Annotated in this window: 20 protein-coding genes; 9 read left to right on the top strand and 11 right to left on the bottom strand. The window is 69.0% G+C overall.

The window, feature by feature from the left end; all coding sequences use genetic code 11:
* Positions 1-57: 57 nt before the first annotated feature.
* The 7 genes from NYE39_RS01340 (at position 58) to NYE39_RS01310 (ending at position 10,325) form a co-directional block, all read left to right on the top strand.
* Positions 58-1,322, top strand: a protein-coding gene (locus NYE39_RS01340; RefSeq protein ID WP_404813217.1) for an IS3 family transposase whose coding sequence is annotated in 2 segments (ribosomal slippage) — positions 58-400 and positions 400-1,322 — 1,266 coding nt in all. Because the reading frame shifts where the segments join, the coding sequence is not laid out codon by codon here.
* A gap of 100 nt (positions 1,323-1,422) precedes the next feature.
* A complete protein-coding gene (locus tag NYE39_RS01335) occupies positions 1,423-2,091 on the top strand; it encodes a transposase (RefSeq protein WP_192911955.1) in 669 nt (222 codons plus the stop codon).
* A 472-nt stretch (positions 2,092-2,563) separates the two neighbouring features.
* Positions 2,564-3,834, top strand: a protein-coding gene (locus NYE39_RS01330; RefSeq protein WP_341011664.1) for an IS3 family transposase whose coding sequence is annotated in 2 segments (ribosomal slippage) — positions 2,564-2,909 and positions 2,909-3,834 — 1,272 coding nt in all. Because the reading frame shifts where the segments join, the coding sequence is not laid out codon by codon here.
* A gap of 169 nt (positions 3,835-4,003) precedes the next feature.
* Complete coding sequence (locus tag NYE39_RS01325) at positions 4,004-5,095, top strand: hypothetical protein (RefSeq protein WP_192911954.1); 1,092 nt, start codon at positions 4,004-4,006, stop codon at positions 5,093-5,095.
* Positions 5,055-5,849 (top strand): transposase, encoded by a 795-nt coding sequence (locus tag NYE39_RS01320; RefSeq protein WP_318843260.1) that lies wholly within the window; start codon positions 5,055-5,057, stop codon positions 5,847-5,849. The genes NYE39_RS01325 and NYE39_RS01320 overlap by 41 nt, the downstream gene beginning before the upstream one ends.
* Positions 5,850-5,917: 68 nt before the next feature.
* Positions 5,918-8,629: an excinuclease ABC subunit UvrA gene (locus NYE39_RS01315; protein ID WP_341011663.1), complete on the top strand. Its 2,712-nt coding sequence runs from the start codon at positions 5,918-5,920 to the stop codon at positions 8,627-8,629.
* Positions 8,630-8,783: 154 nt separating this feature from the next.
* A complete protein-coding gene (locus NYE39_RS01310) occupies positions 8,784-10,325 on the top strand; it encodes a helix-turn-helix domain-containing protein (RefSeq protein ID WP_341011662.1) in 1,542 nt (513 codons plus the stop codon).
* Positions 10,326-10,414: 89 nt separating this feature from the next.
* Here the strand turns inward: NYE39_RS01310 and dxs are convergent, their stop codons facing one another.
* From dxs to NYE39_RS01285, 5 genes are all read right to left on the bottom strand, one after another.
* Complete coding sequence (gene dxs / locus NYE39_RS01305) at positions 10,415-12,277, bottom strand: 1-deoxy-D-xylulose-5-phosphate synthase (RefSeq protein WP_192911951.1); 1,863 nt, start codon at positions 12,275-12,277, stop codon at positions 10,415-10,417.
* 102 nt (positions 12,278-12,379) lie between these two features.
* On the bottom strand, positions 12,380-12,823 hold the full coding sequence (locus tag NYE39_RS01300) for a hypothetical protein (RefSeq protein WP_341011661.1): 444 nt from the start codon (positions 12,821-12,823) through the stop codon (positions 12,380-12,382).
* A 138-nt stretch (positions 12,824-12,961) separates the two neighbouring features.
* On the bottom strand, positions 12,962-15,763 hold the full coding sequence (locus tag NYE39_RS01295; protein ID WP_341011660.1) for an aconitate hydratase: 2,802 nt from the start codon (positions 15,761-15,763) through the stop codon (positions 12,962-12,964).
* A 113-nt stretch (positions 15,764-15,876) separates the two neighbouring features.
* Positions 15,877-17,184: a class I SAM-dependent RNA methyltransferase gene (locus NYE39_RS01290; protein WP_341011659.1), complete on the bottom strand. Its 1,308-nt coding sequence runs from the start codon at positions 17,182-17,184 to the stop codon at positions 15,877-15,879.
* Positions 17,181-19,142 (bottom strand): APC family permease, encoded by a 1,962-nt coding sequence (locus NYE39_RS01285; RefSeq protein WP_341013348.1) that lies wholly within the window; start codon positions 19,140-19,142, stop codon positions 17,181-17,183. The genes NYE39_RS01290 and NYE39_RS01285 overlap by 4 nt, the downstream gene beginning before the upstream one ends.
* A gap of 88 nt (positions 19,143-19,230) precedes the next feature.
* Between NYE39_RS01285 and NYE39_RS01280 the strand changes: the two genes are divergently transcribed.
* Positions 19,231-19,896: a potassium channel family protein gene (locus NYE39_RS01280; RefSeq protein ID WP_185222076.1), complete on the top strand. Its 666-nt coding sequence runs from the start codon at positions 19,231-19,233 to the stop codon at positions 19,894-19,896.
* Positions 19,897-19,899: 3 nt separating this feature from the next.
* Positions 19,900-20,583 (top strand): potassium channel family protein, encoded by a 684-nt coding sequence (locus tag NYE39_RS01275; protein WP_341011658.1) that lies wholly within the window; start codon positions 19,900-19,902, stop codon positions 20,581-20,583.
* Between the two features lie 22 nt (positions 20,584-20,605).
* On the opposite strand, the gene NYE39_RS01270 is transcribed toward NYE39_RS01275, so the two are convergent.
* The 6 genes from NYE39_RS01270 to NYE39_RS01245 all read right to left on the bottom strand — a co-directional run bounded on the left by NYE39_RS01270 (position 20,606) and on the right by NYE39_RS01245 (position 24,205).
* A complete protein-coding gene (locus NYE39_RS01270) occupies positions 20,606-21,319 on the bottom strand; it encodes a DUF3159 domain-containing protein (protein ID WP_185222074.1) in 714 nt (237 codons plus the stop codon).
* Entirely contained in the window at positions 21,309-21,677 is a 369-nt protein-coding gene (locus tag NYE39_RS01265) for an OB-fold nucleic acid binding domain-containing protein (RefSeq protein ID WP_072624450.1), read from the bottom strand. The genes NYE39_RS01270 and NYE39_RS01265 overlap by 11 nt, the downstream gene beginning before the upstream one ends.
* Positions 21,677-22,414, bottom strand: coding sequence for a DUF3710 domain-containing protein (locus NYE39_RS01260; protein ID WP_185222073.1), 738 nt, complete (start codon positions 22,412-22,414; stop codon positions 21,677-21,679). Before NYE39_RS01260 ends, NYE39_RS01265 begins: the two co-directional genes overlap by 1 nt.
* The gene (gene dut, locus NYE39_RS01255) at positions 22,414-22,896 is read right to left on the bottom strand and encodes a dUTP diphosphatase (RefSeq protein WP_185222072.1); all 483 of its coding nucleotides are present in this window, start codon (positions 22,894-22,896) and stop codon (positions 22,414-22,416) included. Before dut ends, NYE39_RS01260 begins: the two co-directional genes overlap by 1 nt.
* Positions 22,897-22,899: 3 nt before the next feature.
* Positions 22,900-23,199: a DUF4193 domain-containing protein gene (locus tag NYE39_RS01250; protein WP_068317285.1), complete on the bottom strand. Its 300-nt coding sequence runs from the start codon at positions 23,197-23,199 to the stop codon at positions 22,900-22,902.
* Positions 23,200-23,329: 130 nt separating this feature from the next.
* Positions 23,330-24,205, bottom strand: coding sequence for an inositol monophosphatase family protein (locus NYE39_RS01245; RefSeq protein ID WP_341011657.1), 876 nt, complete (start codon positions 24,203-24,205; stop codon positions 23,330-23,332).
* Position 24,206 lies beyond the last annotated feature (1 nt).

Below are 24,206 nucleotides of genomic sequence, written 5' to 3'. Positions count from 1 at the left end.
GGTTCTTGGACACGCTGAATCCAGCATCTGCTGGGGAAGCGAGATGATCGAGGGACCATGGCCAGGAAGAACTACTCCGAGGAGTTCCGTCGTCAGGCCGTCGACTTGTATGAGTCCACGCCGGGGGCCACGGTCCGCGGTATCGCTGAGGACTTGGGCATCGTGCGCGGCACGCTGCGTCAGTGGCTCCGGGCGTACGGGTCGGGCAAGAAGACCGCTGCCGACGGGACGGCGACCTCCAGCCCCTTGCAGTCCAAGGCAGCGCCACCGGGGCCGAGCGAGAAGGAGTCGCTCGAGCAGCGGGTGGCTCGGTTGGAGGCCGAGAACGCGACGCTGAGGGTGCAGGCGACGAAGCTGACCACCGAGCGGGAGATCCTGCAGAAGGCGGCCAAGTATTTCGCCGGGGAGACGCGCTGGTGAGTCGCTTCCAGTTCGTCGCCGACAACTCCGCCACCTACCCGGTGAAGCGACTGTGCGAGCTCCTCGAGGTGAGGCGCTCATCGTTCTACGCCTGGCAGGCAGGCGCACCAGCCAGGACCGAACGGGCTGCGGCGGACGCCGAGCTCGAGACTCGGATCCGCAAGGTCCACACCGCCGACAACACCGTCGGAGCCCCGAGGATCACTGCCGAGCTCAATGACGGGGTCCCCCAGGGCGAGCGGGTCAACCACAAGCGGGTGGCGCGGGTGATGCGCGCGGCCGGGATCACCGGATACGTCAAGCGACGCAAGGTCCGCACGACCGTGCCCGAGCCGGCCGATCGGAAGGTGCCTGACCTGCTCAAGCGCGACTTCACCGCCACCGCGCCGAACCGGCGCTACGTCGGTGACATCACCTACCTGCCGTTGTCCCAGGCAGCCGGCGGTGGGAATCTCTACCTCGCGACCGTGATCGACTGCTACTCCCGTCGCCTCGTCGGCTGGGCCATCGCCGACCACATGCGCACCGAGCTCGTCGAAGACGCGCTCAAGGCCGCCGCCGCGACCAGAGGATCACTCGCTGGGGCCGTCTTTCACAGCGACCACGGGTCGGTCTACTGCTCGAAGGACTACGCCACACTCTGCAGCACGCTCGGCGTCGCTCAGTCCATGGGCGCCGTCGGCTCCTCGGCCGACAACGCACTGGCAGAGTCGTTCAACGCCGCTCTGAAGCGAGAGGTCCTCCAGGACGCCAAGACCTGGCCCGACGAGCTCACCTGCCGCCGGCAGACCTTCAAATGGCTCACCCGCTACAACACCAAGCGCCGCCACTCCTGGTGCCGCTACAACACGCCGATCACCTACGAGATCGCCGCCACGGCTACGCTGCAACCTGCTGCGTAATCACACCCCGTGTCCAAGGACCGGGGGTAGGGCCCTTCGTCAACGCCGACCCCACCCTGCCCGGGCACCTTCTCGGGCTGACCCCGGGACGCTCCGGGGCGTGCGTGATCGACTGGCTCGCGCTGCAGACACCCGCGTTCCGGCCGGCATCGACCTGGTCGTGATCGACCCGTCCGCGCCGTACGCGGGCGGGATCCGCACCGCCCTGCCGGACGCGCGGATCGCAGTCGACAAGTGGCATCTCGTCGCCCTCGCCAACCTCATGGTCACCCAGGTCCGTCAACGGATCACCCGGCAACTGCACGGCCGCCGCGGCACCGCCACCGACAAAGTCTGGGCCAGCCGGCAACTGCTGCTCACCGGCTACGGGCACCTCACCGTGAAGCAAAAGGCCCGGTTCAACGCCGCCCTCGCCGCCGAGGATCCGACCAACGAGATCGCCGCCGCGCATGCCGTCAAGGAACGCCTGCGCCTGCTGCTGGCCGAACACCAGCCGCACCAGATCCGGCGCAGGCTGTACGACTTCTACGACGCCGCCGCCCGCGCCGACATGGAGGAAACCAGCCGCCTGGCGACCACGATCGACACCTGGCGGCCAGCGGTGCTCGTCGCGCTCACCGAGGACGTGACCAACGCCCGCACCGAGGGCTTCAACCGGATCATCAAGCAAACCAAGCGTGCCGGATGCGGCCTCACCAACATGGACAACTACCGAAGGCGCATCATGGTCCACATCGCCCTCACCCGAGGGCCGAGACCAGCAGCATGAAATCAGCACACGCCCCGCTCAAATGCGGAGAGCCATTTATCTCTGCAGTATACGCCCGGCCCGTCTTCGGCGCCTCGTGCCACACATGCCTTCCCGCTCGGGTTGCGGCGGGCCATCATTCGCCTTTCACGTGCCCGGCTTGCCGTCTTCGGAGCTGGGCCTTGACACCCCTGCAGCGGGTACCCCCGCATCAGTACCGCACCTGCCGCTGGGCAGTCGATGCATCACCTGTCCGAACGGAATCGACCGGCCCCACGCTGATCACTGCTCCCACACCGCCGAAGCACTTCAACCGATCCGTCACTGCAGCATCATCGAGAAGCCGTCCTCGACACCGGCAGGTCCCGGGCCCGCTGGCTGTGATGTCTTCGCGCTGGCGGCGCCGGGCGGGGAGAGGATGGGGCCTGACCCCGGTTCTTGGACACGCAGAATCCAGCACCTGGTGCTGGGGAAGCGAGATGATTCGAGAATCATGGCCAGGAAGAACTACTCCGAGGAGTTCCGTCGTCAGGCAGTCGACTTGTACGAGTCCACCCCGGGCGCCACGGTCCGCGGCATCGCCGAGGATCTCGGCATCGTGCGGGGCACGCTGCGGCACTGGCTCGAGGTCTACGGGGCCGGGAAGAAGACCGCTGCTGACGGGACGTTGACCTCCAGCCCGCTGCAGTCCAAGCCGTCGAAGAGTTCCTCGACGCCGGCTGATGAGACGTCGGAGCAGAAGATCGCCCGGCTCGAGGCTCGGGTCGACGAGCTCGAGGTCGAGACGACGAAGCTGACCACCGAGCGGGAGATTCTTCAGCGGGCGGCCAAGTATTTCGCCGGGGAGACGCGCTGGTGAGTCGCTTCCAGTTCGTCGCTGACAACTCCGCCACCTTCGCCGATCGCGGCGGGGTGAAGCGACTGTGCGAGCTCGTCGAGGTCGAGCGCTCGTCCTACTACGCCTGGCTCAAGGCTGCCCCGACACGCGAGGGGCGTGCCCGGGCTGATGCCGAGCTCGCGGAGCGGATCAGGGCCGTCCATGCCGAGGACAACACTTGCGGTGCGCCGCGGATCACCGCCGAACTCAACGACAACGCGCCTGCCGGTGCACGGGTGAATCACAAGCGCGTGGCCAGGGTGATGCGGCTGGAGGGCATCCGCGGCTATGTGAAGAAGCGTCGCGTGCGGACCACGATCCCCGAACCCTCGGGGCAGAAGTACCCAGACCTGCTGAACCGGGACTTCACCGCTCCTGCGCCGAACCGACGCTACGTCGGGGACATCACCTACCTGCCGTTGGCCGACGGGACGAACCTGTACCTAGCGACCGTGATCGACTGCTACAGCCGTCGGCTGGCCGGGTGGGCGATCGCCGACCACATGCGCACCGAGCTGGTCGAGGACGCTCTCAACGCCGCTGCCGCGACCCGCGGCAGCCTCAAGGGCGCGATCTTCCACAGCGACCACGGGTCGGTCTACTGCTCGAAGGCCTACGCCAAGCTCTGCAAGAAGCTCGGCATCGCCCAATCCATGGGAGCCGTCGGGTCGTCGGCCGACAACGCGCTCGCCGAGTCGTTCAACGCCACGATGAAGCGCGAGGTCCTCCAAGACGCCGCCTGCTGGAGTGACGACCTGACCTGCCGCCGGCAGGTCTTCAGGTGGCTCGTCCGCTACAACACCCGCCGCCGTCACACTTGGTGCGGCTACCTGTCCCCGTCCACCTACGAGGCCCGCCGGGCCGCTACGCTGCCGACCGCCGCGTAATCACACCCTGTGTCCAAGAACCGGGGGTAGGGCCCGATTTCGCAGTGAGCAGCACCGCTCTCTCCGGGATCGAGGCGACCACCGTATCCGGCCCGCGGTGCTGCACGAAACCTTGGGGGCTCCATCGAGCCAGTGGCAATCCGGCCCGTGGTTGCCTCACCATGGAGCGGTGACTGCTGAGCGTTGCCGATCCACCGCCGATCCTGCCGAACCCCTTTCCGATGCCGAGCTGCTCATCGGCCTGGTGGTCTCACCATCCCTGAGTGCGATGCTCGGCCCCGAGGTCACCACCTCGGTGCGCAAGATTTTGGTGCAGCGGTATCCGGGAGTGCGCTGGCAACTGAAGATGGCCGAAGACCGGCTGGTCGATCCACCCACCGAGACCTTGGACCTGCTGGAGGCGGCCCGAAACCGCGTGCTGGAGGAGAACTGGGATTTGGCCGTGGTGCTCACCGAGATCCCCCTGGAGACCGGCCGACGTCCGGTGCTCACCCAGCTCAGCCCCGTGCACGGGGTAGGACTGGTCTCCGTCCCAACCCTGGGAGCCGTGCACGTGCGGCAGAAGGTGCAAGAGACCACCGTGCACGTGGTCGGGCAGCTCCTGGGCTACGACGCCAAAGACCTCAACGCCCAGCGGGATCTTGCTCGAAGAGCCCACCAGCTGTCCACCGATCTCGACGAACGCCCGGACGACAACGTCGTGCAGTTCACGGCCCGAGTGCTGAGCGGCAACGTGCGGTTGCTGCTGGGCATGATCCGCGCAAACCAGCCTTGGGCCTTCGTGGCCCGGCTCTCCCGGGCGATGGTCGTGGCAGCGGCCACCGGCATGCTGACATTGGTGGCCTCGGACCTATGGGTACTGGCCATGGCCTACGGGCCGGTGCGCCTGGTCCTGCTGGCGGTGATGGCGATCGGGGCGGTGAGTGCCACCCTGATCCTGGGAGCCGACTTGTGGGAGCGCCCACGGCGGCGAGCCCAACGTGAGCAGGTGATCCTGTTCAATTTGGCCACCACCGCGACCGTGGCCATCGGGGTTGTGGTGTTCTACCTCGGCTTATTCATCCTGTCCTGGGTCGGCGCGCTGCTGCTCATCGACGAGCAGGTACTGGCCGGTGTCGCCGGTCACCCAGTGAACGCTTTGGACTACGCGAAGATCAGCTGGCTCACCGCCAGCCTGGCCACCGTGGGCGGAGCACTAGGAGCTGGACTGGAGGACGACGATGTGGTGCGCGCCGCTGCCTACACCCGGTCCAGCACCTGACACAGGCCCAGCACAGAAGAAACTGAAACATCTACGCGTTGATGCCACGTCTATGCAGGTGTCATTGCCGGTCGCGATGACTTGGTGGGCTCAGCGCAGTGCGCTGCCTCGTACTCGGCGGGTGGGGCGTTGCCGAGGCGGGTGTGCGGGCGGGCGCTGTTGTACCTGTCGATCCGGGATCCGCACCGCCCTGCCGGACGCGCGGATCGCAGTCGACAAGTGGCATCTCGTCGCCCTCGCCAACCTCATGGTCACCCAGGTCCGTCAACGGATCACCCGGCAACTGCACGGCCGCCGCGGCACCGCCACCGACAAAGTCTGGGCCAGCCGGCAACTGCTGCTCACCGGCTACGAGCACCTCACCGTGAAGCAAAAGGCCCTGTTCAACGCCGCCCTCGCCGCCGAGGATCCGACCAACGAGATCGCCGCCGCGCATGCCGTCAAGGAACGCCTGCGCCTGCTGCTGGCCGAACACCAGCCGCACCAGATCCGGCGCAGGCTGTACGACTTCTACGACGCCGCCGCCCGCGCCGACATGGAGGAAACCAGCCGCCTGGCGACCACGATCGACACCTGGCGGCCAGCGGTGCTCGTCGCGCTCACCGAGGACGTGACCAACGCCCGCACCGAGGGCTTCAACCGGATCATCAAGCAAACCAAGCGTGCCGGATGCGGCCTCACCAACATGGACAACTACCGAAGGCGCATCATGGTCCACATCGCCCTCACCCGAGGGCCGAGACCAGCAGCATGAAATCAGCACACGCCCCGCTCAAATGCGGAGAGCCCGTAACTCCCGCCCATGGTTGATAACGTTGGCTCATGACCCCGCCCTCCGCGCAGACTGATGAAAACTCGGCCTTCATTCAACCGGACGTTCGAGTGCGCGGCGCCCGCGAGCACAACCTCAAAAACATCGACCTGTCAATACCGCGTGATGCCATGGTGGTGTTCACCGGCGTCTCTGGCTCGGGCAAGTCCTCGCTGGCCTTCGGCACGCTATATGCGGAGTCCCAGCGACGTTACTTGGAATCGGTTGCACCGTATGCCAGGCGCCTCATCGACCAGGCGGGAGTCCCCGAGGTGGACTCCATCACCGGAATGCCGCCCGCCGTGGCATTGCAGCAACAACACGGCGGGCGCAGCACCCGGTCAACGGTCGGAAGCATCACGACGCTCTCCAGCCTGGTTCGCATGCTGTACTCCCGCGCGGGTACATATCCGGATGGGCAGCCGATGCTCTATGCAGAGGACTTTTCGACCAATACTGTCGAGGGCGCTTGCCCGGAATGCCACGGAATCGGTCGGGTCTACGACGTGCCAGAGGACACGATGGTCCCCGATCCGACACTGACGATCCGAGAGCGCGCCATCGCCTCGTACCCCACGGCGTGGCATGGGCACCAACTGAGAGATGTCCTCGTCGGGCTTGGTTACGACGTCGACGTGCCGTGGAAGGACCTCCCGAAGAAAGACCGCGACTGGATCCTCGACACGGATGAAACGCCTTACGTTCCCGTTTACTCACGACTCACCCTTGCTGAAGCGCGTGAAGCCATAGACGCCGGAGTCGAGCCAAGCTATTCCGGAACCTTCGTAGGAGCGCGTCGCTATGTGCTTGACACATTCGCGAATACGAAGAGCAAATCGATGAAACGCCGTGTTGCTCAGTTCCTCACGTCGGTCCCGTGTCCCGCATGCCATGGCAAACGTTTGAAGCCGGAAGCGCTATCGGTGACTTTTGAGCAGCTCGACATCGCCGACTTCTCACAGCTGCCCTTGCATGAAGTCTTGTCTGTCATCGAAGCCGCAGTCGTCGCGGCGGAAAGCGCAACTGACGGTGCCGGTGACGAGTCTCGCTCGTCGGGTGAGGCCCTGGACGAAGCCCCGCGTCGCGAAGCACACGAAGAGCGCGTGGCAGCCGGAGGGTCAGCCCATTCCGCGGCTTCTGATGTCCGCCGAACCCAGAACCAATCGGTCGAAAAGCTGGCCGCAACCGTCCGCTTGGGGACCGGACTCGTCGATCGGATCCGTCCGATCATCGATCTCGGCCTGGGCTACCTGTCGTTGGATCGCACGTCCCCGACCCTTTCAGGCGGAGAACTTCAGCGTCTGCGTTTGGCAACTCAGCTGACTTCCGATCTTTTCGGCGTCGTCTACGTGTTGGACGAACCTTCCGCCGGGCTCCATCCGCAAGATGTCAGTGCGCTGTTGGACGTCCTCCAGGGGCTCAAGAAGCGCGGTAACAGCCTCTTCATCGTCGAGCACTCCGTCGACGTGATGCGGCGTGCGGATTGGCTTGTGGACATCGGGCCCGCCGCAGGTGAACGCGGAGGGCGTGTCATCTACAGCGGCCCGACCGAAGGACTGGCTGACGTCGAGGAATCCGCCACCCGAGACTACCTCTTCGGCGGCAACGGGCTCCCCCTTCATGAGCCAAGGAAGCCACGCGGGTGGTTGCGTCTCGAGAAGATCTCGCGCAACAACCTGCGGAGCATCTCCGTCGAGATCCCGTTGGGTGCACTCACAGCAGTCACAGGTGTGTCGGGGTCAGGCAAATCCAGTCTCGTCAGCCAAGTTCTCCCGACCTTGGTCAGTGAGCATCTCGGACGCCCCATCACAACTGATGAGCCAGTGCCCGACGGCGATGACATGCTGCTTTCCGATGTTTCCCAGGAGCTCGAGGGTTCTGTCGCGGGTGACCTCACTGGAGTTCGCCGGGTAGTAACCATCGGCCAGAAACCGATCGGACGCACACCTCGGTCGAACGTCGCAACCTACACCGGCCTGTTTGACCACGTACGTCGCCGATTCGCCGAGACCCCGGAATCTCGTGCACGCGGCTACAAGCCCGGGAGATTCTCATTCAACGTCGCCGGCGGCCGTTGCCCGACCTGCGAGGGAGAGGGATCAGTCATGGTTGAGCTGCTCTTTCTCCCTTCCGTGTACACGGAATGCCCGGAATGTCATGGCACCCGCTACCAGTCGAGCACTCTCGAGATCCTCTGGCACGGACGAAACATCGCGGAGATCCTCGCTATGAGCGTTGAGGATGCGCACGAATTCTTCGAGGGAGAGGCCGACATCATGCGCTCCCTGACCGCGCTCCTCGATGTCGGACTCGGTTACCTACGTCTCGGCCAACCCGCAACCGAGCTCTCTGGTGGTGAGGCCCAGCGAGTCAAGCTGGCCAGCGAGCTGCAGCGGGCTCAAAGCGGCGACACGCTCTACGTACTCGATGAACCAACTTCCGGATTGCACTGCGCCGATACCGACCGGCTCGTAGCTCACCTGCAAACACTCGTGGACGCCGGGAACACCGTGGTCATGGTCGAGCTCGACATGCGAGTCATCGCACAGGCCGATCACGTCATCGATCTCGGGCCCGGTGCTGGGGGCGACGGCGGACAGGTCGTCGCGGCCGGCACTCCAGCAGAGGTCGCCGGTTCGTCCACGAGCGCTTCAGCACGTTATCTGGCCACTGCGCTCGAAGAGGCTGCTGCCGTCTCGAGGGTGGACACAGTCGTTGCCTGAGGCAGTTGCGCGTGTGATGACATCTCGCTCCGGTCTGTCGCCATGCTCGCGGCACCGCACGTCCTGCACCTCGCGTGCCGATCGCGCTGACCGGCGACACGCGGGGAACGACGACGGGCGGCACCTATCTCATATATGGGTTACCGTGGCTGGTATGTCTGACGACTACCTCGCCCGAATCGGCACGACGATCAAGGAGGCGCGTCACCGCGCTGGCCTGTCCCAAGCCGACCTCGCCACCAAGCTCGAGACGAGCCAGAGCGCCGTCGCGCGCATCGAGGCCGGGGGGCAGAACCTCACCCTCGACAGCCTCGCGCGGATCAGCGAAGCGCTCGACACCGAGCTCGTCGCCCTCACGCGTACCTCGAGCGGCGGCGCCGTGCACCTGAAGATCGAAGGCGGCCGCCGGCTGTCCGGCGCCATCGACGTCAAGACGAGCAAGAACGCCGCCGTTGCGCTGCTGTGCGCCTCGCTGCTCAACAAGGGGACGACCACCCTGCGCAACCTCGCCCGCATCGAGGAGGTCAACCGGATCCTCGAGGTCCTCGACTCCATCGGCGTCAAGACGCGCTGGCTGCCCGGCAGCTCCGACCTGGAGATCATCCCCCCGGAGCGGATCAACCTCGACGCCATGGACGAGGAGGCCGCGCGACGCACCCGCACGGTCATCATGTTCCTCGGCCCCCTGCTCCACGAGTTCGACAGCTTCCGCCTGCCCTACGCAGGTGGCTGCGACCTCGGCACGCGCACCGTCGAGCCGCACATGACCTCGCTGACCCACTTCGGCCTCGACGTCGAAGCGACCCACGGCTGGTACGAGGCCAAGGTCGTCGGGCAGGGCAGCCAGGACAAAACCTTCGTCCTCACCGAGCGCGGCGACACCGTCACGGAGAATGCGCTCATGGCGGCCGCCCGTCACCCGGGCCGCACGACGATCCGCAATGCCTCGCCCAACTACATGGTCCAGGACCTGTGCTTCTTCCTCGAGAAGCTCGGCGTCCGCGTCGAGGGCATCGGCACGACCACACTCGTGGTCACCGGCGTGAGCGAGATCGACGTCGACGTCGAGTACTCGCCGAGCGAGGACCCGATCGAGGCGATGAGCCTGATCGCGGCCGCCGTGGTCACCAAGTCGGAGATCACCATCCGCCGCTCCCCCATCGAGTTCCTCGAGATCGAGCTGGCGACACTCACCGGCATGGGCATGCAGTACTCCCTCTCCGAGGAGTACCTCGCCCACAACGGCCGCACCCGCTTGGTCGACATCACGACCCATCCCGGGCCGCTCAAGGCGCCGATCGACAAGATCCACCCGATGCCCTTCCCGGGCCTCAACATCGACAACCTGCCCTTCTTCGCGCTCATCGCCAGCTGCGCCGAGGGCACGACGACGATCCACGACTGGGTCTACGACAACCGCGCGATCTATCTCACCGAGCTCAACAAGATCGGTGGGCGGGTCACGCTCATGGACCCCCACCGCGTGCTCGTCGAGGGCCCGGTCCGCTGGCGCGCCAACGAGGTCACCTGCCCGCCCGCGCTGCGCCCCGGCGTCGTCGTGCTGCTGGCGATGCTCGCCGCGCCGGGCACGTCCTACCTGCGCAACGTCTACGTCATCAACCGTGGGTACGAGGACCTCGCGGAGCGGCTCAACGCGCTGGGTGCCAGCGTCCAGCCCTTCCGCGACATCGGCTGACGACCCGAGCGCACGAAGGGAGGGCCCCACCGGATCACCGGTGGGGCCCTCCCTTCGTCACAACGCCCGAGGAGATCGCGGTGACCCCGTCAGAGGTGCGCGCGCAGCCGCTCGACGATCGGCTCAGGGGTCAGGCCGACGCTCTCGAGCACCTGGGCCCGCGAGGCGTGGTCGATGAACTCCTTGGGCAGGCCGAAGCGGTGCACCGGTGCGGCGACTCCCGCCTCGTCGAGGACCCGGGAGACCTCGGCGCCGACGCCACCGGAGACGTTGTTGTCCTCGATGACCGCGACCCGGCCGGACCGACGGGCGAGGCCGACGAGCGCCGCCGGCACCGGGAGCACCCAGCGCGGGTCGACGACGAGAGCCGAGTGTCCCTCTGCCGCAAGCTTTTCGGCGACGGTCGTGGCGGTGCCGGCCATGGAGCCCACGGCGACGAGGAGGATCTCGGGGTCGACCTCCGGGTCGCCGGCGAGCACGTCGAGCCCGTCGACGACGGCACGCGCCTCGATTGGGTCGGCGACGCTGCCCTTGGGGAAGCGGATGAGCGTCGGGCCGTCCTCGACGTCGACGGCCTCGCGCAGCGCCACCCGGATCTGGTGGCCGTCGCGGGGGGCCGCGAGGCGCAGCCCGGGCACGAGGGAGGCGAGCGACATGTCCCACATGCCGTGGTGGCTCGCCCCGTCGGGGCCGGTGACCCCGGAGCGGTCGAGGACGAAGGTCACGCCGGCCTTGTGCATGGCGCAGTCCATGAGCAGCTGGTCGAAGGCGCGGTTCAAGAAGGTCGCGTAGATCGCGACGACCGGGTGCATCCCGGCGAAGGCCAGGCCCGCGGCCATGGTCGTCGCGTGCTGCTCGGCGATGCCGACGTCGAAGATCCGGTCGGGGTGGGCCTGGGCGAAGGGCTGCAGGCCCACGGGCATCATCATCGCGGCGGTGATCGCCACGACGTCGGGGCGTTGCGCCCCCAGGGCGAGCATCTCGTCACCGAACTCGTCGGTCCACGAACGACCCGCGATCTCCAGCGGCAGCCCGGTCTCGGGGTTGATCTTGCCGACGGCGTGGAACTGGTCGGCCTCGTCGCCGACCGCGTGCTCGTAGCCGCGCCCCTTCTGCGTGATGACGTGCACGAGGACCGGCCCGCCGAAGGCCTTGGCGCGGCGCAGCGCCTGCTCGACGCTCGCCTCGTCGTGCCCGTCGACGGGGCCGAGGTACTTGATGCCGAGGTCCTCGAACATCCCCTGCGGGGCCCAGAAGTCCTTGGCACCCTTCTTCATCGAGTGGAAGGCCTGGTAGGCGGCCCGCCCGACGACCGGCGTGCGGTTGAGCTTGTCCTTGCCCCAGTCGAGCACCTGCTCGTACTGACGGTTGGTGCGCAGCATCGCGAGGTGGTCGGCGAGCCCGCCGATCGTCGGCGCGTAGGAGCGCTCGTTGTCGTTGACGACGATGACCAGCGGCAGGTCCTTGTCGGCGGCGATGTTGTTGAGCGCCTCCCAGGCCATGCCGCCGGTGAGTGCTCCGTCGCCGATGACGGCGACGGCGTGACGCTCCTCGCCGCGCAGCCGGTAGCCCTTGGCGATGCCCTCGGCCCACGACAGCGACGTCGACGCGTGGCTGTTCTCGACGACGTCATGCTCGGACTCGGCGCGGCTCGGGTAGCCCGACAGGCCGCCGCGGGTGCGCAGCGCGCTGAAGTCCTGACGCCCGGTGAGCAGCTTGTGCACGTAGGACTGGTGACCGGTGTCGAAGACGACCGTGTCGTCGGGCGAGTCGAAGACCCGGTGCAGGGCGATGGTCAGCTCGACGACCCCGAGGTTGGGCCCGAGGTGCCCGCCACTGCGGGAGACCTCGGCGACGAGGAAGCTGCGGATCTCCTGCGCGAGGGTGTCGAGCAGCTCCTCCGGGAGCCGCTTGAGGTCGGCGGGAGAGGTGATCGTCTCGAGGACTGCCACGCTGGGCTTCCTTCCGGTGTCGGGGACCGCCCGAGTCTACGTCTCGCAGGCTGGGTAGTGGCTGTGACCTGCCCAGCCTGTCACCGCATCGGACGAAGGGGGTCACAACCGGTCGACGAAGACGCTCCCGTCGAGTGCCTCCCGGATGAGCAGGATGCTCCGCTGCGCCGAGCGCAGCCGCAGCCCCTCGTGCTCGAGGCAGACGAGCAGTGCGTCGACGGTCCCCTCGGGCAGGGCCTCGGCGAGGTTGACCCGCACCGTGCGATAGGCCTGCCGCATCGCCTCGACCTGGGCGGCGACGTGCTGCTCGGCGAGCCAGGCCAGTGCCGCCGGGTGCCGCCTCAGGACCGCGTGCCCGCGGTAGTCCGGCGGGCACAGGTCGAGCAGCCACGAGACCGCAGCCGGCTGCCACCCGCGCACCCCGGGCGGCGGGACCCGGTCCGGCCAGCCCGGCGGTCCCCCCTTCGCCCCGGCCGCGGCCGTGCGCGCACCCGGCGACCCGGGCAGCGCCGTGCGCACCGGCGGACGCGCGGACTGCTCGAACATGCGTTCGAGTGTACGTCGTCGAGGCGATGACCCACCACCCTGCGCATTGCCCTACGGCAATGCAGGAGGACCCGACGGCACGACGAAGGGGGTGGCCACCCGTAGGTGCGGCCACCCCCTTCAGCGGTGCGTCGGAGATCAGCCGACGAGCGAACGCAGCACGTACTGCAGGATGCCGCCGTTGCGGTAGTAGTCCGCCTCACCGGGGGTGTCGATGCGCACGACCGCGTCGAAAACAACGGTCTCCCCGCCGTCCTTGGTCGCCGTGACCTTGACCGTCTTGGGCGTCGAGCCGTTGTTGAGCTCGGTGATGCCCGCGATGTCGAAGGTCTCGGTGCCGTCCAGGCCCAGGGAGTCGGCGCTCTGCCCCTCGGGGAACTGGAGCGGGATGACGCCCATGCCGATGAGGTTGGAGCGGTGGATGCGCTCGTAGGACTGGGCGATGACGGCGCGGACGCCGAGCAGGCGCGTGCCCTTGGCCGCCCAGTCACGCGACGAGCCCGAGCCGTACTCCTTGCCCGCGAGGACGACGAGCGGCACACCGGCCTCGATGTACTTCTCCGAGGCCTCGAAGATCGTCGTCTGCCCGCCGTCGCCGAGGAAGTCGCGGGTGAAGCCACCCTCGACGCCGTCGAGCAGCTGGTTCTTCAGGCGGATGTTGGCGAAGGTGCCGCGGATCATGACCTCGTGGTTGCCACGGCGCGAGCCGTACGAGTTGAAGTCCTTGCGCTCTACCCCGTGCTCGGCGAGGTAGACGCCCGCCGGGCTGTCGGCCTTGATCGCGCCGGCCGGGCTGATGTGGTCGGTCGTGACCGAGTCACCGAGCTTGGCGAGCACGCGCGCACCGGTGATGTCCTCGACGGCGTCGAGGTCCATCTTCATGCCCTCGAAGTACGGGGGCTTGCGCACGTAGGTCGACTCCTGCGCCCACTCGAAGGTGTTGCCCTCCGGGGTCTCGAGCGAGGTCCAGCGCTCGTCACCGGCGAAGACGTCGGCGTACTTCTCGACGAACATCTCCTGGTTGACGGCCTCGTCGATGACGCCCTGGACGTCGGCCGGCGCGGGCCAGATGTCCTTGAGGAAGACGTCCTTGCCGTCCTGGTCCTGCCCGAGGGGCTCGCTCTCGAAGTCGAAGTCCATCGTCCCGGCGAGGGCGTAGGCGATGACGAGCGGCGGAGACGCGAGGTAGTTCATCTTCACGTCGGGGTTGATGCGCCCCTCGAAGTTGCGGTTGCCCGAGAGGACCGAGGTCACCGCGAGGTCGTTGGCGTTGACCGCGTCGGAGACCTCCTCGATGATCGGGCCCGAGTTGCCGATGCAGGTCGTGCAGCCGTAGCCGACGAGGTGGTAGCCGAGCTTCTCGAGGTAGGGCCACATGCCAGCCTTCTCGTAGTACTCGGTGACGACCTTGGAGCCGGGCGCCATCGACGTCTTGACCCAGGGCTTGACCTGCAGGCCGCGCTCGACGGCGTTCTTGGCCAGCATCGCGGCGGCCATCATGACCGACGGGTTGGACGTGTTGGTGCAGCTGGTGATCGAGGCGATGACGACGTGGCCGTGGTCGATCTCGACCTCGGCACCGTCGATGACGGCCGTGGCGGGGTTGGAGGCCCGGTCACCGTTGGCGCGCGGCTCGGAGTGCGACGGCCGACCGGCGCTCTCGGACGCCTCGAGCGCGTCGTGGCTCGGGGCGTCGGAGGCCGGGAAGGTGCCGGCGAGCTCTGTGTCGACCGAGGACTTCTCGATGCCGTTGCCGTCGACGACGTAGTTCTTCAGGTCACCGCGGAACTGCTCCTTGGCCCGGCTGACCTCGATGCGGTCCTGGGGACGCTTCGGGCCGGCGATCGAGGGGACGACCGTCGACAGGTCGAGCTCGAGGTACTCGGAGAAGCGGGGCTCGACGGCCGGGTCGAGCCACATGCCCTGTGTCTTGGCGTAGGCCTCGACGAGCGCGACCTGCTGCTCGGAGCGGCCGGTGAGGCGCAGGTACTCGAGGGTGACGTCGTCGATGGGGAACATCGCGGCGGTCGAGCCGAACTCGGGGCTCATGTTGCCGATGGTGGCGCGGTTGGCGAGCGGTACCTCGGCGACGCCCTCGCCGTAGAACTCGACGAACTTGCCGACGACGCCGTGGTCGCGCAGCATCTCGGTGATCGTCAGGACGACGTCGGTCGCGGTCGCGCCGGCCGGGATCGCCCCGGAGAGCCTGAAGCCGACGACACGCGGGATGAGCATGGAGACCGGCTGGCCGAGCATCGCGGCCTCGGCCTCGATGCCGCCGACGCCCCAGCCGAGGACTCCCAGGCCGTTTTCCATCGTCGTGTGCGAGTCGGTGCCGACGCAGGTGTCGGGGTAGGCGACGCCGTCGCGGGTCATCGTGACGCGGGCCAGGTGCTCGATGTTGACCTGGTGGACGATGCCGGTGCCCGGAGGGACGACCTTGAAGTCGTCGAAGGCCGTCTGGCCCCAGCGCAGGAACTGGTAGCGCTCGTTGTTGCGCTCGTACTCGAGGTCGACGTTGTGCGCGAAGGCACCCGGGGTGCCGAACTCGTCGATCTGCACCGAGTGGTCGATGACCAGCTCGGCCGGCGCGAGCGGGTTGATCTTCGTCGGGTCGCCACCGAGCTCGGCGACGGCCTCGCGCATCGTGGCGAGGTCGACGACGCAGGGGACACCGGTGAAGTCCTGCATGATCACGCGGGCGGGCGTGAACTGGATCTCGGTGTCAGGCTGGGCGTCCTCGTCCCAGGAGCCGAGCGCGTTGATGTGGTCGGCGGTGACGTTCTCGCCGTCCTCGGTGCGCAGCTGGTTCTCCAGCAGGACCTTGAGGCTGTAGGGCAGGTTCTTCGAGCCCTCGACCTTGTCGATCCGGTAGATCTCGTAGGACTCGTCACCGACGGTGAGCGTGTCCTTGGCGTTGAAGGTGTTCGAGCTGGCCACAGTCGACTCCTCTGTCGTGGTTATCTTGACGTCAAGATAAAACTATCACAGCGCCCGCGGACGCGAACCCACCGGCGCGCTCCCCTGCACTCTTCCCCACGTCGCCCTCCCTGTCACGGGGCGGGCGGCGCCCCCTTCGCCTCGAAGGTCGCCACACACTCGACGTGGTGGGTCATCGGGAAGGCATCGAAGGCTCGCAGGCCGGCCATCTCGTAGCCGAGCTCCGCGAGGTAGGCCGTGTCGCGCCCCAGCGCCGCCGGGTCGCAGGCCACGTAGACGAGGCGCCGCGGGCGAAGGGAGGTCAGCGCCTCGACCACCTGTCGGCCGGCCCCGGTGCGCGGCGGGTCGAGGACGACGACATCGGCGCTCGGCGGCAGCAGGTCGGAGCGCGCCGGGCGGCGCGGCCCCCGGCGACGCCCCTTGCGTGGCACGCCGAGCAGGTCGTCGACACGGCCCGGGACGACGAGCGCCCACGGCTGGCCGGCGAGGTTGTCGCGCAGGTGCTCCGTGGCCCGACGGTCGGACTCGACCGCGATGAGCTGTCCCTGCGGACCGACCGCCTCGGCGAGCGGCAAGGACAGCAGGCCGACACCGCTGTAGAGGTCGAGGACCCGCTCCCCCGGGCGCACGTCGGCCGCGTCGATGACGGCGGCGACGAAGCTGCGGGGAGCATCCCGGTGCACCTGCCAGAAGCCGCGCGCGTCGACGTGCAGCGCACGCTCCCCCGCCGGCGTCACCACGGTCTCGGTCAGGGTGATCGGTGGCGTCGGCGCGTCCTGCGGCACCTCGACGACGACGGTGTCCGCCTCGCCGGAGGGTACGACGACGTCGAGCGCGCCGATGCCCTCGAGCGCCGTCGGGGTGCCGTCGGTCTCGGCGAGCGTGTCCGAGAGCGCGGTGTCGATCTCGGGCACGGCGATCGGGCAGCCGGTCACGGGGACGATGTCGTGGCTGCGGTGGCGCCGCAGCCCGACCCGCCCGTCGGCCACGGCGAACTCGACCCGGGTGCGGTAGCGCAGCCCGTCGTCGTCTGCGAGCGGCTCGACGACGACCTCCCGCTCGACTCCCCCGAGCCGACTCAGCTGCTCGGCGACGACCGTCGCCTTGAGCTCGCGCTGGTGGGCGGTCTCGACGTGCTGGAAGTCGCAGCCGCCGCACCCTCCGGGCCCGGACACCGGGCAGCGGGGCGCGACCCGGTGCGCGGAAGCCTCGAGGACCTCGATGGCATCGGCCCGCAGGAAGCGGTCACCGGGACCCCCTTCGGTGATGCGGGCACGCACCCGCTCACCCGGGAGGCTGTGCCGCACGAAGAGCACCCGCCCCTCGTGACGGGCCACGCAGTGCCCGCCGTGCGCTACGGGGCCCACCTCGACGTCGACCTCGTGCCCCACGGTCAGCTCGTCTGCGCTCGGCCTCGTCATGATCCACCTCGTCGTACGTCGCCCGCGACCGGGCCGTCCATGCGTTCCTCGGCGCCCTCGGAGCTCGCGAGCTGCCAGGGCACCGAGGACACCATGACACCGGGGGTGAAGAGAAGGCGACTGCGCAGCCGCAGCGCTGACTGGTTGTGCAGGACCTGCTCCCACCAGTGACCCAGGACGTACTGCGGGATGTAGACGACGACGAGGTCCCGGGGGTTGCCCGAGCGGATCGACTTGACGTAGTCGACGACCGGGCGGGTGATCTCGCGATAGGGCGAGTCCAGGGCCTTGAGCGGGATCGGGATGCCCCGACGGTCCCACTCGCGCTGCAGCGCACGGGTCGCGTCGTGGTCGACGTCGACGGTGATCGCCTCGAGCCGGGAGGGACGGGTCGCGGAGGCATAGGCCAGGGCCCGCAGGGTCGGTCGGTGGATCGTGCTGACGAGGACGATCGCGTGCACGCGCGAAGGGAGCATCTGGTGCTTCGTGTCCCCCTCCGGGACCGCGAGCTCCTGGCTCACGTGCCGGTAGTGCCGACTGATCGCCCCCATGAGGAGGAAGAGCCCGGCCATCGCGGCCATGGCGAACCCGGCCCCGTGGGTGAACTTCGTCAGCACGACCACGACGAGGACGGTCCCGGACATCGCCGCGCCGACGGCGTTGATCGCCCGGCGGCGCATCATCCGTCGCTGCTCCGGGACGTCCTTCTCCACCGCCAGGTGACGGTTCCAGTGCCGGACCATGCCGATCTGGCTCAGCGTGAAGGAGACGAAGACGCCGACGATGTACAGCTGGATGAGCTTGGTCACCTGGGCGTCGTAGATGACGATGAGCAGCGCCGCCGAGGCGGCGAGCAGGATGATGCCGTTGCTGAAGGCGAGCCGGTCGCCACGGGTGTGCAGCTGGCGCGGCAGGTAGCCGTCGCGGGCAAGGATCGAGCCGAGGACGGGGAAGCCGTTGAAGGCCGTGTTGGCCGCGAGCACGAGGATCAGGCCGGTGACGACCGAGACGAGGACGACCCCCGCGGGGAACCCGTCGAAGACCGACATCGCCACCTGGGCCATGACCGTGTGCTGGACGTAGCCGTCGCCGACCGGCACGCCGTCGCGCAGCAGCTGCTGGCCCGGGTCCTCGGCGACCTTGACCCCGGTCCACGTCGCCAGCGCGATCATCGACAGAAGCATCGTCACCGCGATCGCGCCCATGAGGAGCAGGGTCGTCGCCGCATTGGCGCTCTTGGGCTTGCGGAAGGCGGGCACGCCGTTGCTGATCGCCTCGACACCGGTCAGGGCGGCACAGCCGGAGCTGAAGGCCCGCAGGAGCAGGAAGGCCATCGCGAGGGTGCCCAGCTGCTCCATGCCCGGCTCGGGGGCGAGCGTCAGGTCGGCGCTCTCGGCGGGCGGCAGCGTCCCGGCCGTGCGGCGGACCAGCCCGACGAGGGCCATGCCCACGACCGTGAGCATGAAGAGGTAGGTGGGGATCGCGAAGGCCTTGCCGGACTCCCTCACGCCGCGCAGGTTCATGCCGGTGAGGGCGGCGATCAGGACGAGCGCCGTGAGGACCTCGTGCCCGCGGATCCACGAGAAGGCCGCCGCGGCGTTCTGCACCCCCGAGGAGATCGACACCGCCACCGTCAGGACGTAGTCGACGAGGAGCGCGCTCGCGACCGTGAGCCCGGCCTTGGGGCCCAGGTTGGTGCTCGCGACCTCGTAGTCGCCTCCGCCGGAGGGATAGGCGTGGACGTTCTGCCGGTAGCTGGCGACGACGACGACCATGACGGCGACGACGGCGAGCGCGACCGGCCACGAATGGGTGACCGCGAGGGCACCACCGGCGAGACCGAGCGTCAGCAGGATCTCGTCCGGGGCATAGGCGACCGAGCTGAGCGCATCGCTCGCGAAGACCGGGAGAGCGAGCTTCTTGGGAAGGAGTGTCTCGCCGAGCCGATCGCTGCGCATCGCGCGACCGACGAGGAGACGCTTGATGAGTCGTCCTGATGACACCACCCGAGTGTAGGCCCGCCTCGGGAGGGGTACCGTTCGAGCCGTGCACTTCGTCATCATGGGCTGCGGCCGTGTCGGCGCCTCGCTCGCGCGTTCCCTCGAGCGCATCGGCCACGACGTCGCCGTCGTCGACCAGGACCCCAGCGCCTTCCGCCGCCTCGGCAGTGACTTCAACGGACGCCGGGTCGCCGGGGTCGGCTTCGACCGCGACACCCTGCTGCAGGCGGGGATCGAGGACGCCTACGCCCTTGCGGCCGTCTCGAGCGGCGACAACTCCAACATCCTCGCCGCTCGGGTGGCGCGTGAGACCTTCGGCGTCGAGCACGTCGTCGCGCGCATCTACGACCCCGACCGGGCGCAGGTCTACCAGCGCCTCGGCATCCCGACGGTCGCGACGGTCCGCTGGACCGCCGACCAGGTCCTGCGGCGGATGCTGCCCCAGGGTCAGGCCACCGAGATGACCGATGCCTCCGGCCGACTCGTCGTCGCCGAGATCCAGGTCTCGTCGGCCTGGGTGGGTCGCCGGCTGACGAGCCTCGAGGAGGCCACCGGCGCCCGCATCGCCTACATCACCCGGCTCGGCGAGGGCATCCTGCCCCGGCCCGACACCGTCCACCAGGAGGGCGACCTCGTCCACCTGGTCATCCCCCGCGACCGGGTGCCCGACGTCGAGCGGATCCTCGACGGCCAGCCCCCGCAGGAGGTCTGAGTCATGCGCGTCGTCATCGTCGGAGCCGGGTCGGTCGGCCGGTCCATCGGCCAGGAGCTCCTGCAGAACGGCCACAGCGTCCTGCTCATCGACAAGGACGCCAACGAGAGCCGGGTCGCCAAGCTCGCCGAGGCCAGCTGGCTCTCCGGCGACGCCTGCGAGATCTCCACGCTCCAGGAGGCCGAGGTCCACACCAGCGACGTCGTCGTGTGCGCGACCGGTGACGACAAGGCCAATCTCGTCGTCTCCCTGCTCGCCAAGACCGAGTTCGGCGTGCCCCGCACCGTCGCCCGCGTCAACAACCCCAAGAACGAGTGGATGTTCGACGAGTCCTGGGGTGTCGACGTCGCGGTGTCCACGCCGCGCCTGATGACCGCCCTCGTCGAGGAGGCGGTGAGTGTCGGCGACCTCGTGCGCATCTTCGACTTCCAGCAGGGCAGCGCCGCGATGGCCGAGATCACCCTGCCGGCCGACAACCCCAATGTCGGTCGCCGCGTCGGCGACATCGACTTCCCCGTCGACACCCTGCTCGTCGGCATCATCCGCGACGGTCGCCCGCTCGGTCCGACGGCCGACGACGCCCTCGAGGCGCACGACGAGCTCCTCCTGCTCACCACCGCCGAGGCCGAGCCCCAGCTCGAGGCGATGATGCGGCCAGGCTCGACACCGCGGCGCCGCTCCTCCTGACGTCCCGGAGGGCGAAGGGGGATCAGGCGCGGCCGACGTCGACCGGCTGGACCAGCTCGTCGTCGGGGTCGATCGGGGTGTGCCCCTTGAGCAGCATCGCGCCCATGACGGCGACGGCGCCCACCCACAGCGGCCAGCCGAGCACGACCTTGGAGATGGTCAGCCCGGCGACATTGCCCGCGAGGTAGAGCGGACCCATGATGCCGACCCGGATGACGTAGACGGCCACGAGCACGAGGGTCAGGCGGCTGCACACCCGCACGGCGGCGGCATTGCGTCGCCAGCGGAAGGGGTCGCCGGCGGCCACCGCGGCCTGGTCCGCGACACCGACCATGAGCCCGACGACCGGCCAGCGCACGAGCACCGACACCAGCGACCCGATGAGGTAGGCGAGCGAGGTGAGGATCCCGGGCAGGAAGGCGTCCTCGGCATTGCCCGAACGGAGCGCGAAGAAGGCCGCGAGCGCGGTCGCAAAGACCCCGCCGAGGACGTACTGGAGGGTCTGGCGCTGCACCAGACGGACCACCGCGAAGGCCACGGTGAGCACGGCGGCCGCGCCGATCGCGAGGTTGCGCTCCCGGGTCGCCGACCAGACGATGACGAAGGCCAGCATGGGCATGGCCGCCTCGAGCGAACCCCGCAGCCCGCCGAGCGCCTCGCCGAGTCGGTGGCGGATCAGGGCCTCGACCGTGGGGTGGATCGGTGCGGCGATCGGCTCCGGGCCCTCAGCCGCCATGGCCGGGCAGGATCTCGTAGGCGGGGTTGTACATGACCGGCGTGCCCTTGGGGCGGCACACGAGCCCGGTCGCCTTGACGTAGACCCCCGGGTTGATCCCGCCGATGCTGCGCCGGCCGAGCCAGACGAGCTGCACCGTGCCGGACCCGTCGAAGACGTCGGCGACGAGCGCCGGGACGGTGACCTTGGGGCGAAGGGTGACGGCTGTGACCGTGCCGGCGACCGTGACGACCTCGCGGTCGGTCTCGTCGGTGATCGGTCGACACCCGTGGGCGCTGGCGGCGTCGCGCAGCTCGTCGGCCGCGACCTCGTCATCGGAACGCCCCAGGTCGACCAGACGCCGCAGCAGCGAGGCCATCAGCGCACCTCGGTGATCTCGGGACCGCGCTCGAAGGGCTTGAGGTCGTCGACCGGGGCCTCGGCCTCCGGCTCGGCGGCAGCGGGTCGCTGCTGGCCCACCGGCATCTGCAGGGGCAGCATCTCGCGCGGTGCCCGCGGGTCGTCACCGCGTACGACGACCGCCGTGCGCACGACCTCGTCGAAGCGGGCGCGCTCGCCCTCGTCGACGGCAGCGGACCCGGAGTAGACGGCGCGCAGGAACCAGCGCGGGCCGTCGACACCGGCGAACACGGCGGGGGCGAAGACGGTGCGGCCCTGCGGGCCGGGCTGGGCCAGGCGGCTGCGCAGCTCGTCGCCGAAGGGACCGGGGACGCTCTCCACCGTGCCGCCGCTGCCGGAGATCATCTCGGCGATCTCCTCACGGATCTCGTCCCAGATGCCCGCCGAGCGCGGGGCGGCGAAGACCTGCAGCTGGACGGCGCCGTGGTCGTCGGCGACCTGCACGGCCGTCACGTCGTCACTCTGCTGGTCCACCTCGAGACGCACCTCGGTGCCGGGCGTGGGGGTGAGCAGGAGCGCGCCCAGGTCGAGCAGTGCGCTGACGTCGGTGACGTCGTTGGAGTCGCGCGGGCCGGTAGCGGCGTCGGCGTCGGCCTCGTCGGCCGGTGCGGCAGGGTCGACGGCGTCGGTCGTCGGGTCCGGGGCGGTGCTCGCCTCGTCAGCTGCGGCAGCGGCCTTCTTCTTGCGCCCGAACATCACTCACGTCCTGTCGTCGACTCCGGGCCGAAGCCCCCAGTGGATCCGTGCCCAGTCTCTCCCCGTGGGCTGGGTGGAAGCGAATCGGAGAGCTCGAAGAGCCCCTCGGCGACCTCCTGGAGCACCAGCTGGGCGATCCGGTCACCCACACGGACGGTGAAGGACTCCCGCGGGTCGAGGTTGACGAGGTTGACGAGGACCTCGCCGCGGTAGCCGGAGTCGACGGTGCCGGGGGCGTTGACCACGGAGATGCCGTGGCGGGCCGCGAGCCCCGAGCGCGGGTGCACCAGCCCGACCCAGCCGTGCGGGATCGCGAGGCTGACGCCGGTGGGCACGAGCGCCCGCTCCCCCGGTGCGAGGGTCACCTCCGCGACCGAGGTGAGGTCCGCGCCCGCGTCGCCGTGCTGGGCGTAGGCGGGCGCGACGGCGTCCCGGTGCACGAGGCGCACCGGGACGGTGATCTGACGGGCTCCGTCAGTCACGGGTCAGGCAGCGCACTCGGTGCAGACCGGACCGTTCTTGCCGTCGCTGGCCAGCTGACTGCGGTGGTGGACGAGGAAGCAGCTCGTGCAGGTGAACTCGTCCGCCTGGCGCGGGACGACCCGCACCGACATCTCCTCGCCGGAGAGGTCGGCGCCGGGCAGCTCGAAGCCCTCGGCCATCTCGGTCTCGTCGACGTCGACATTGGCGGAGGTCGCGTCACCGCGACGGGACTTGAGCTCCTCGATGGAGTCCTCTGACAGGTCGTCGTCGGTCTTGCGAGGGGCGTCGTAATCGGTCGCCATCTCTCCTGATTCCTTGGGGGTTAGCAGGGCTGAAAACGTGATGCGCCGTCATCAACGCAGCAGGTGCTGAATTTGTGCCCGGCGCGCCGGATTGTGCCCCATCGGCGGGGCGAACGCCACCTCTTTGGGGTCAGCGCCCGGATTCTGGTCCGACGGCGGCGACGGCCGCGGCCAGCACGGCACTCATCTCGGCGTGCACGCCGGGAGCCCCGGCGAGGGTCATCCGCTCCCGCGGGGCCCCGCCGGCGAGGTCGGTGACCACGGCTCCGGCCTCGGTCGCGACGAGCCACCCGGCCGCCATGTCCCAGGGGTTGAGGCCACGCTCGTGGTAGACGTCGAGACTCCCATCGGCGATGCGGCACAGGTCGAGGGCCGCGCTGCCGAGCCGCCGGATGTCCCGCACCCGCGGCAGGACGTGGGTGAGGACTGCTGCCTGCCAGGCCCGGCGGTCGGCGTCGTAGCCGAAGCCGGTGCCGCACAGCGCGAGCTCGAGCGGGGTCTCGCCCACCTGCAGGCGGCGCGGCTCCTCGTCATCGACGCCGCGCCACGACCCGCCGCCGAGCCAGGCGCGATAGCGCTCCCCCGTCACGGGGTTGACGACCGCACCGGCCACCGGTCGCCAAACGCCGTCGACCGTCGGGTCACCGACGACCGCGGCCACCGACACCGCATAGGCGGGGATCTCGTAGAGGTAGTTGACGGTGCCGTCGATCGGGTCGACGACCCACGTGATGCCGGAGGTGCCGACGCGACCGCCGCGCTCCTCCCCCGCGAAGCCGTCGTCCGGACGCAGCTGCCCGAGCCGGGCGAGCAGGTGGTCCTGGCTGCGCTGGTCCATCACGGTGACGACATCGGTGCGCGAGCTCTTGGTCTCGGCGACACCCAGGTCACGGGGCCGCTCGACGGTGATGAGCTCGCCCGCCTCGACCGCGACCGTGAGGGCGATCGCGGCGAGCTCGGCCGGGTCGACACCGGCGGGCAGGGTCGGCGTGGGTGTGGCGGTCACG

Origin of the sequence: Janibacter sp. FSL W8-0316 (genome assembly GCF_038004165.1) — a bacterium.
Taxonomy (GTDB): Bacteria; Actinomycetota; Actinomycetes; order Actinomycetales; family Dermatophilaceae; genus Janibacter; species Janibacter indicus.
This window is presented reverse-complemented; position numbering and strand designations above follow the sequence as displayed.

Coding starts and splice junctions, on each gene's coding strand:
- NYE39_RS01275 (WP_341011658.1), top strand. CDS start 19,900: ATGCGCGTCGTCATCGTCGGAGCCGGGTCGGTCGGCCGGTCCATCGGC.
- NYE39_RS01320 (WP_318843260.1), top strand. CDS start 5,055: ATGTGGTGCGCGCCGCTGCCTACACCCGGTCCAGCACCTGACACAGGC.
- NYE39_RS01250 (WP_068317285.1), bottom strand. CDS start 23,199: ATGGCGACCGATTACGACGCCCCTCGCAAGACCGACGACGACCTGTCA.
- NYE39_RS01290 (WP_341011659.1), bottom strand. CDS start 17,184: ATGACGAGGCCGAGCGCAGACGAGCTGACCGTGGGGCACGAGGTCGAC.
- NYE39_RS01260 (WP_185222073.1), bottom strand. CDS start 22,414: ATGTTCGGGCGCAAGAAGAAGGCCGCTGCCGCAGCTGACGAGGCGAGC.
- NYE39_RS01265 (WP_072624450.1), bottom strand. CDS start 21,677: ATGGCCTCGCTGCTGCGGCGTCTGGTCGACCTGGGGCGTTCCGATGAC.
- NYE39_RS01285 (WP_341013348.1), bottom strand. CDS start 19,142: ATGCGCAGCGATCGGCTCGGCGAGACACTCCTTCCCAAGAAGCTCGCT.
- NYE39_RS01310 (WP_341011662.1), top strand. CDS start 8,784: ATGTCTGACGACTACCTCGCCCGAATCGGCACGACGATCAAGGAGGCG.
- NYE39_RS01315 (WP_341011663.1), top strand. CDS start 5,918: ATGACCCCGCCCTCCGCGCAGACTGATGAAAACTCGGCCTTCATTCAA.
- NYE39_RS01300 (WP_341011661.1), bottom strand. CDS start 12,823: ATGTTCGAGCAGTCCGCGCGTCCGCCGGTGCGCACGGCGCTGCCCGGG.
- NYE39_RS01270 (WP_185222074.1), bottom strand. CDS start 21,319: ATGGCGGCTGAGGGCCCGGAGCCGATCGCCGCACCGATCCACCCCACG.